The following is a 9,241-nucleotide window of genomic DNA, read 5'->3' as shown; positions in this document are numbered from 1 at the left end:
AGGCCTTTTTATTTTGACCAAATTCAAGTAAATACCTTAGTTATTGTCACCTCAGGCCATATTTTTCTAGAGAATTTTTAAAAAAAGACAAACTCCCAAAAAGAAGTTTGTCTTCGGTCTGAAATGAGTTCCATTTTAAACGGAACTCATTTTTTAGGCTGCTGATGGGTCAAATTCAGACCAAAGGGGACCAGATTTTCTTCCTTACGCTTAATACGTCCTATATTTTCCCTGTGGCGAATGATAATAATCAAGGCCAATCCGGTAACAATAATGGTAAAAAGCCAGTCATACTTTAGCAGGATAAAATGAACAGCTGGGAAGGTGTAGAGTGTTAACAAACCCAAACTTGCTGTAGCTACACTAGCAAAGGAAATCATACTGCTTAAAAACAAAATCAGAGCAAAGATAGCCAGTAAAAATAGACAGTAAAGTGGTGTGAAGCCAAGTAAGACACCAGCACTCGTTGCAACGGCCTTACCACCTTTGAAGCCATCAAAGATCGAACAAGTGTGCCCAAGCACCGCAAAAAAACCAATGAGCAGCGGTGATAGCACGTCTGCTCCGAACCAAATCGGCAGAAGAACAGCCAGTGTTCCTTTAAGCATATCAATTATAAAGGTTACTGCCCCTGCCTTCTTGCCCAAAACTCTAAAAGCATTGGTTGTACCGGTATTTTTACTGCCTAATTCGCGGAGATTTTTGTGGTAGAAAATTTTACCTATCCATAATCCAGAAGGGATAGAACCTAACAGGTAAGCAATGATAATAAAAATAATACTTTCCATAATGCTCATTATAACATAAAAGAAAGGTTAAGAGTAGGCACTCCCGGCGCTTTATCGGCTCTTAGTATTAAAAGAAATTTTTTATTTTAAATTTAGAGAGTGCTACTAAGTGCAGTGGCTGGTAATGGTCTTAGAGCACTTTCTGTCTCTTTTAAGTGAGATTGCAGTAACAGACAATTAAACTGCAGTGATAACGGCGGACTTCTAATGGTTTCTAGCAGTTTGACTGTTGTCTTCTTATTGACACTTTCCCCCAAAAAACATTGCGATATGTAGGATGGGAGTCTGCCCTAAGCCGATTTAGAGAGGCAAGAACAAACTTTTTTTGCAAATTTCCCTAAAAACCTGTAATATAAAATAGATGAATAATTGGGAGGTCAAGTTTGACTAAAAAAGAGATTTCAATCAATAATTACAATGATGATGCTATTCAGGTCTTGGAAGGACTGGATGCAGTCCGCAAACGCCCTGGGATGTATATTGGCTCAACTGACGGAACAGGGCTGCATCATTTAATTTGGGAGATAGTCGATAATGCTGTTGATGAGGCCTTATCTGGCTTTGGTGACCGTATTGAGGTAACCTTGCATCAGGATGGATCTGTTAGTGTAGCAGACAGTGGTCGCGGTATGCCAATTGGTATGCATGCTACAGGCAAACCAACGGTCGAAGTGATTTTTACAGTGCTTCATGCCGGTGGTAAATTTGGCCAAGGTGGCTATAAAACATCAGGGGGCCTGCACGGTGTTGGTTCCTCGGTTGTCAACGCTTTATCTAACTGGCTGGAAGTTGAGATTACCCGTGATGGAGCCGTCTATCGTCAACGCTTTGAAGACGGTGGTAAACCTGTAACAACGCTTGAAAGAATCAAAACAGCTCCCAAGTCGAAAACAGGGACCAAGGTGACCTTTAAACCTGACGATACTATCTTTTCAACAACAGATTTTAGATTTAATACTATCTCTGAACGCTTGAAAGAATCAGCTTTTCTGCTTAAAGAAGTTACTTTGGTTTTAAGCGATGAGCGTAGTGGTGAGCAAGAAGAGTTCCACTATGAAAATGGAGTGCAAGATTTTGTCGAATACCTCAATGAAGATAAGGAAACACTGACACCTGTTATCTATTTTGAAGGTGAAGAGCAAGGTTTCCAGATACAGGTAGCCATGCAGTATAACGATGGCTTTTCGGACAATATTCTATCCTTTGTCAATAATGTCCGTACTAAAGATGGGGGAACCCACGAGACAGGGCTTAAAACGGCCATTACTAAAGCGATGAATGACTATGCCAGAAAAACTGGTCTTCTTAAGGAGAAAGATAAAAATTTAGAAGGCTCAGATTACCGAGAAGGTCTTTCGGCTGTCCTATCTATTCTTGTTCCTGAAGAGCACCTGCAGTTCGAAGGGCAAACCAAGGATAAACTTGGGAGTCCCCTGGCTCGTCCGGTTGTTGATGGTCTAGTTTCTGACAATCTAACTTTCTTTCTCATGGAAAATGGAGAGCTGGCTTCCAATTTGGTTCGTAAGGCTATCAAAGCGCGTGACGCCCGTGAAGCGGCTCGCAAAGCTCGCGATGAAAGCCGCAATGGAAAAAAGAGTAAAAAGGATAAGGGATTGCTGTCTGGGAAGCTAACACCAGCCCAGTCTAAAAACCCTAAGAAAAATGAGCTTTATCTAGTCGAAGGGGACTCGGCCGGAGGCTCAGCAAAACAGGGACGTGACCGTAAGTTTCAGGCTATTTTGCCTCTGCGCGGTAAGGTACTCAATACTGAGAAGGCCAAGATGCCTGATATCCTTAAAAACGAGGAAATTAACACGATGATCTATACTATCGGTGCTGGTGTCGGACCGGATTTTAATATTGATGATATCAATTATGACAAGATTATCATCATGACCGATGCGGATACTGATGGTGCCCACATCCAAACACTTTTACTGACCTTCTTTTATCGCTATATGCGTCCCTTAGTTGAAGCGGGACACGTCTATATTGCCCTGCCTCCGCTTTATAAGATGTCTAAGGGTAAGGGGAAAAAAGAAGAGGTTGAATACGCTTGGACCGATGGTGAGTTAGAAGATCTCCGCCAGAAATTTGGTAAGGGAGCTAGTCTCCAGCGCTACAAGGGATTGGGAGAGATGAATGCCGACCAGCTCTGGGAGACGACCATGGATCCTGAGACACGCACCCTTATCCGTGTTACTATTGAAGATCTGGCGCGTGCTGAGCGCCGCGTCTCCGTCCTCATGGGAGACAAGGCAGCACCCCGCCGTCAATGGATCGAAGACAATGTCAAGTTTACCTTGGAAGAACAGACGGTGTTTTGATTGCTTATTTGAAAAGATAATAAAGCATTTATTTTCACAACGTAACAGGCTGTGGCTTGCCAGCTCCTCACTAGCTTATCTGACAATATAATATCGTTTTTGACGATAAGCGTTACAATCGATCAGCTAAAGACAAATGAAAGTATGGTAAGTTTTATTGAGGTCTTATCTAAATGTCCTTACTAGGACAATTTCAAAATTATAACTGATTTTTAAATTGAGTGTCCTATATGAACGAGAGGTAAGCAGGTGGTTTTAGAAAATAAATTAGGTCTGACTGATTTACTTGGGCTTTCTAAGTTTTTTGCTTGTATATTCAGAAAAGAGATGGGAATTTCCTTTTAATCATTGCCCTAGCAAGTTCTTCTTGAGTAAGAGAGGATAGAAAAAATGAACGGGTTTAACAAAGGTTGGATTAAGATAGTGACTTGTGCCATGTCTATTCTTGCAGCTCTTTACTTTATGTTTACAAACAAATTTATCTTAGGGATGGTTATGCTCGCCTTTGCTGTAGGTCTTTGGGAAAAGTCATAGACTGGACAGTGTTGCTAAAGAAGAGTGTCTTAATGCTGTGATGCCTACCAATCTCCATGAGGTCATTAATGATTATCTTATGTGAGCTGATGTCGATGGCATTCGCTATGTTTACCGCGTAAAAACTTCTAAGTCATTTTTAGATAAAATCGAACGATTTAAAGAGCGCAAAGAAGCCTATCCGGTTAATGCTATTTTGAATAATAACTTTAGTGCTCGGATGATTTTAACGTCCAAAGAGATCTCTCAAGTTATGGAACGTTTGGATAGCTGGCTGAAAAACTGGTACCTGCGGGATAGGGACGGGTATGTTGATATTGACATCTATTTCAAAAATAAGAGCAATTTCTACTATCCACGGGAATTGCAACTATGGGATGAGAAGGATGTTGAAGGAAATATCGCTAGCCAGATTAAATATAAACGAAAATGTGTGGAGTGACTAGGTTAGTAGGTGAGGAAATATGGTTTTAGAAAATAAGTTAGGTTTGACAGATTCGCTTGAGCTTTCAAAAGCTGAAGAAAAAATCAGTAAAGAAAAAGCTAAACGTTTATTTGAAGAAAATTTATTGGCTGATATACCTGCCGGTACTTATGAAACTTTAGCATTTATTCATGGCTTTTTATTCGAAGATATTTATGATTTCGCTGGAAAGATGCGCTTAGTTGATTTAGCAAAAGGTGGATTTCGCTTTGCTCCCTTAGTCTACTTGAAAGCTTCACTTGAAACCATTGATAATATGCCTCAAGATACTTTTGATCACATTATTGAAAAATATGTTGAAATGAACATTGCCCATCCTTTTCGCGAAGGTAATGGACGCAGTATGCGTCTGTGGTTAGACCATCTACTAAAAAATGAGATTAGTCAAGTCATCGACTGGTCACAGGTTGATAAAGAAGATTATCTTCTGGCCATGGAACGCAGTCCAGTTCGCAATATTGAAATCAAGTATATCCTCAGAAAAGCACTCACGGATGATATCGATAACCGTGAGCTCTACATGAAAGGGGTCGATCACAGTTACGATTATGAAGGCTATCGTCTTTATCGAACCGAGGAGCTGTAGGAAAGTCGTCAACAAGTCAGCTATGGTGCTAATGGATTGTGGATATTTTAGATTAACACTGAAAGAGAACATAGTATTAGTATTCTATTGGGAGAGGATACAGTGAAAAAACATTTAGCAAAGAACAAGAATTGGCAATAATATAGGCAAAAAAATTACAAAAGATACTATAGGAAAATCTATTTCAAAAACTATTCCAGTTCTCGGTGCTGTTATTTCCGGTGGTTTAACCTATGTTACTTTTAAACCAATGGGAATAAGAATGGTTAATACTTTTACTGAGAAGCTATTAAGATGTGAAACAAAAACTAGCCTTAGCAATAGCATAATAATTTCTTTGTAATCGCTATTATTCTATCAATAAAACTCTTTAAAATTACAGCTATGAGTAAAGTAGTCTTTAATAAGTTTATGCTATTACATATCAATAAGAATGGGACTCATCCTAGAATCTGTATAAAGAGAGAGACGGATGTTTAAATTTTTATTTTTACAGTCGTTACTTTAGCGTGAATCGTTTGGAAAATCAGAATCTCCTGTTTTTATTCTAGATTATATAATCTTCTATTTTAATCTTACAGAAAGGAATTGAACACGCCCCTAAAGACTGTGTCAAAAAGATAAATCGTCTAGAAAATCTTGATTTTCTGCTGATTTCTTAATTTGACTTTATCTTTTTTATGGGCTGTGTATCTTAATTATGTCAAACATTCAAAATATGTCCCTTGAGGACATCATGGGAGAGCGCTTTGGGCGCTATTCCAAGTATATTATTCAAGAGCGGGCCCTGCCTGATATTCGCGATGGGCTAAAACCGGTTCAGCGCCGCATTCTTTATTCCATGAATAAGGACGGTAATACTCATGATAAGGGCTACCGTAAGTCGGCCAAGTCGGTTGGTAATATCATGGGGAATTTTCACCCGCACGGGGATTCCTCTATTTACGATGCTATGGTGCGCATGTCGCAAGACTGGAAGAATCGTGAAATTCTTGTGGAGATGCACGGAAACAATGGTTCTATGGACGGTGATCCACCTGCTGCTATGCGTTATACTGAGGCGCGCTTATCAGAGATTGCGGGCTATCTGCTTCAAGATATTAACAAAGACACTGTCCCTTGGGCTTGGAATTTTGATGATACGGAAAAAGAGCCGACTGTTTTACCAGCTGCCTTTCCCAATCTTCTAGTTAATGGTGCAACAGGAATTTCAGCGGGATATGCAACAGACATACCTCCTCATAATTTAGCTGAAGTTATTGACGCGGTCGTCTATATGATTGATCATCCTAAGGCAAAGGTCGAAAAGCTCATGGAATTTTTACCTGGTCCTGACCTGCCGACTGGAGCTATTATCCAAGGGGCTGACGAAATTCGTAAAGCCTATGAAACAGGTAAGGGACGTGTAGTAGTACGTTCGCGTACAGAAATTGAACCGCTTAAGGGTGGCAAAGAGCAAATTGTCGTTACCGAAATTCCTTACGATGTCAATAAGGCCATGTTGGTAAAAAAAATCGATGATGTTCGCCTCAACAATAAAGTACCTGGCATCTCCGAAGTGAGGGACGAATCTGACCGCGATGGTTTGCGCATTGCTATTGAGCTTAAGAAGGATGCGGATAGTCAAGCGATTCTTAACTACCTGCTCAAATATACTGACCTGCAAATTAATTATAATTTTAATATGGTAGCTATTGATAACTTTACGCCGCGTCAGGTCGGACTGATTCCAATTTTGACCAGCTACATTGGCCATCGCCGCGATATTATTTTAGCGCGCTCCAAATTTGATAAGAAAAAGGCAGAAAAGCGTCTCCATATCGTAGAAGGGCTGATCAGGGTTCTTTCTATTTTAGATGAAGTTATCGCTTTGATTCGGGCGTCGGATAATAAGGCCGATGCCAAAGAAAATCTGAAGATTAGCTATGAATTTACCGAGGAGCAGGCAGAAGCTATCGTAACTTTGCAGCTTTATCGCTTAACTAATACCGATATTGTGACTCTGGAAGAAGAGGATGCTGCCTTGCGGGAGCAAATCGCAACTCTGACGGCTATTATTGGTGATGAGCGTACCATGTATAATCTCATGAAGCGTGAGCTCCGTGAGGTAAAGAAAAAGTTTGGTAGTCCCCGCCGTTCAGAATTGCAGGTTCAAGCGCAGACTATTGAAATTGATACGGCCAGCTTGATTGTTGAAGAGGAGACTTATGTCAGCCTGACTCGCAGCGGCTATGTCAAACGGACCAGTCCTCGCTCTTACAATGCTTCCACCCCAGAAGAATTAGGTAAGCGTGATGACGATCAGGTGATTCTGATGCAGCAGGCTAAAACGACCCAGCATCTCTTTATCTTTACAAATCTAGGGAATGTCATCTACCGGCCTATTCATGAATTAACCGATATTCGTTGGAAAGACATCGGCGAACACCTCTCGCAGACCATTACCAATTTTTCAACCGATGAGGAAATTATCTACGCTGAAATCATTGATGATCTAACTCCAGAAACTTATTTCGCTGTGACAAAACACGGTCAGATCAAGCGCTTTGAGCGTAAAGAGTTTGAACCTTGGCGCAGTTACAGAACCAAATCTGTTAAATTTGCCAAACTTAAAGGAGACGATGATCACGTTGTTACTATGGCACCAATTAAATTGGATCAGGTTATGATAGTGACTCAGAAAGGGTACGCTCTCCACTTTAGCATTGAAGAAGTACCTATTGTTGGCGCCAAAGCTGCTGGTGTCAAGGCCATTAATCTGAAAGATGGTGATACAGTCCAATCTGCCTTTATGGCTAATACTAAGACTTTCTTTGTACTGACCCAGCGCGGCAGCCTCAAACGGATGGCAACAGACGATATCCCAGTAGCCAAACGGGCAGGCCGTGGTTTGCAACTTCTGCGTGAACTCAAATCCAAGCCCCATCGCGTCTTTTTAGCCGCTCCTGTGTTATCTGATGCTGCTGCGGCTGCAGAGCTTGACCTTTTTAGTGGGGAAGTAGAGGCCGATACTGACGAGCAGATACTCGAAGTTTTATCTAAATTAGGAACGGTTGAGCAGGTTAACCTAGCCCAACTGAGTCTGTCAGAGCGCACTAGCAATGGGAGCTTTATCTCAGATACTATTTCGGATGAAGAGGTACTTGCAGCCAGATTGCTTAGCTGATAAATAAAACCAAAACATTTTAAAAGTAGAGGAGGTTAGCATTGATGCCCTTGTCAATGTTAGCTCTCTGCTTTTTTAGGAAAATAAATTGTCAGAATTTTGAAATAATACTTGAAAATTGGCTAAAAAAGGACTATACTAGGAACCACTTAGTGATAGAAAGAGGGATTTATTATGACAGTAGATTTAGATTGGGAGAACCTAGGTTTTGAATACCATAAACTTCCTTTTCGCCATATTTCATACTATAAGAATGGTCGGTGGGATGATGGTAAGCTGACAGAGGACTCGACACTCCATATCTCTGAAAGCTCGCCAGCTCTTCATTATGGACAACAAGCTTTTGAAGGATTAAAAGCTTACCGTACCCAAGATGGCTCTGTCCAATTATTCCGTCCTGACCAAAATGCAGAACGTCTACAGCGAACATCCGATCGCCTCCTCATGCCCCAAGTTCCAACGGATAAGTTCATTGATGCTGTTAAGCAAGTTGTTCGTGCAAACGAAGAATTCGTTCCGCCTTATGGGACAGGCGCAACACTCTATATCCGTCCGCTATTAATTGGAGTTGGAGATGTTATTGGGGTCCATCCAGCAGAAGAATACATTTTTACGATTTTTGCTATGCCGGTTGGGAATTATTTCAAGGGTGGTTTAGCCCCAACGAACTTCCTCATTCAGGATGATTATGACCGAGCAGCTCCTCATGGTACTGGTGCAGCTAAGGTAGGCGGGAACTATGCTGCCAGTCTCCTACCCGGTCAAGTAGCTCATGAGCGGCAATTCTCTGATGTTATTTATCTGGATCCAGCGACCCACACCAAAATTGAAGAAGTGGGATCCGCTAATTTCTTTGGTATCACAAAAGATAATGAATTTGTTACGCCGCTTAGCCCATCTATTCTGCCGTCTATTACCAAGTATTCTCTTCTTTATTTAGCTAAAGAACGCTTTGGAATGACAGCTATTGAAGGCGATGTCAAGATTGATGAGTTAGACAGATTCGTTGAAGCGGGGGCTTGTGGAACCGCGGCAGTTATCTCACCGATCGGCGGGGTGCAACATGGAGACGATTTCCACGTTTTCTACAGTGAAACAGAGGTCGGCCCCGTTACACGCAAGCTCTATGATGAGCTGACAGGTATCCAGTTTGGCGATGTAGAAGCGCCAGCAGGCTGGATTTATAAGGTTGACTAAGTAGTTAGTCAGTCATTAAGCTTGCTCTTGCAAGCTTTCAGACCGAAGACAAACTTCTTTTTGGGAGTTTGTCTTTTTTTAAAAATTCTCTAGAAAAATATGGCCTGAGGTGACAATAACTAAGGTATTTACTTGAATTTGGTCAAAATAAAAAGGCCT

5 protein-coding genes and 1 pseudogene are annotated in these 9,241 nt (G+C 41.2%); 5 read left to right on the top strand and 1 reads right to left on the bottom strand.

Annotation, left to right across the window (positions count from 1 at the left end):
* Positions 1-146: 146 nt before the first annotated feature.
* Positions 147-788, bottom strand: a complete 642-nt coding sequence (gene plsY, locus AC4HAL_RS10675) for a glycerol-3-phosphate 1-O-acyltransferase PlsY (protein ID WP_491094145.1) — start codon at positions 786-788, stop codon at positions 147-149.
* A 383-nt stretch (positions 789-1,171) separates the two neighbouring features.
* On the opposite strand from plsY, the gene parE reads away from it, so the two are divergent.
* The 5 genes and pseudogenes from parE (at position 1,172) to AC4HAL_RS10650 (ending at position 9,082) form a co-directional block, all read left to right on the top strand.
* Positions 1,172-3,115, top strand: coding sequence for a DNA topoisomerase IV subunit B (parE, locus tag AC4HAL_RS10670; protein ID WP_447452095.1), 1,944 nt, complete (start codon positions 1,172-1,174; stop codon positions 3,113-3,115).
* A 583-nt stretch (positions 3,116-3,698) separates the two neighbouring features.
* Positions 3,699-4,091, top strand: a pseudogene (locus tag AC4HAL_RS10665) (GTP pyrophosphokinase); the annotation flags it as partial.
* Between the two features lie 22 nt (positions 4,092-4,113).
* The gene (gene fic, locus AC4HAL_RS10660; RefSeq protein ID WP_491094143.1) at positions 4,114-4,719 is read left to right on the top strand and encodes a protein adenylyltransferase Fic; all 606 of its coding nucleotides are present in this window, start codon (positions 4,114-4,116) and stop codon (positions 4,717-4,719) included.
* Positions 4,720-5,419: 700 nt separating this feature from the next.
* Positions 5,420-7,885: a DNA topoisomerase IV subunit A gene (parC, locus tag AC4HAL_RS10655; protein WP_491094142.1), complete on the top strand. Its 2,466-nt coding sequence runs from the start codon at positions 5,420-5,422 to the stop codon at positions 7,883-7,885.
* A gap of 174 nt (positions 7,886-8,059) precedes the next feature.
* Positions 8,060-9,082, top strand: a complete 1,023-nt coding sequence (locus AC4HAL_RS10650; protein WP_491094141.1) for a branched-chain amino acid aminotransferase — start codon at positions 8,060-8,062, stop codon at positions 9,080-9,082.
* The last annotated feature ends 159 nt before the right edge of the window (positions 9,083-9,241 follow it).

This window comes from Streptococcus sp. ELY_125, assembly GCF_058314535.1.
The sequence above is the reverse complement of the archived record's forward strand: the minus strand, read 5'-3'. Positions and strand labels throughout refer to the sequence as shown.

Excerpts from the sequence above, each read along its gene's own strand:
- plsY (WP_491094145.1), bottom strand. The coding sequence starts at position 788 with ATGGAAAGTATTATTTTTATTATCATTGCTTACCTGTTAGGTTCTATC.
- fic (WP_491094143.1), top strand. The coding sequence starts at position 4,114 with ATGGTTTTAGAAAATAAGTTAGGTTTGACAGATTCGCTTGAGCTTTCA.
- parC (WP_491094142.1), top strand. The coding sequence starts at position 5,420 with ATGTCAAACATTCAAAATATGTCCCTTGAGGACATCATGGGAGAGCGC.
- AC4HAL_RS10650 (WP_491094141.1), top strand. The coding sequence starts at position 8,060 with ATGACAGTAGATTTAGATTGGGAGAACCTAGGTTTTGAATACCATAAA.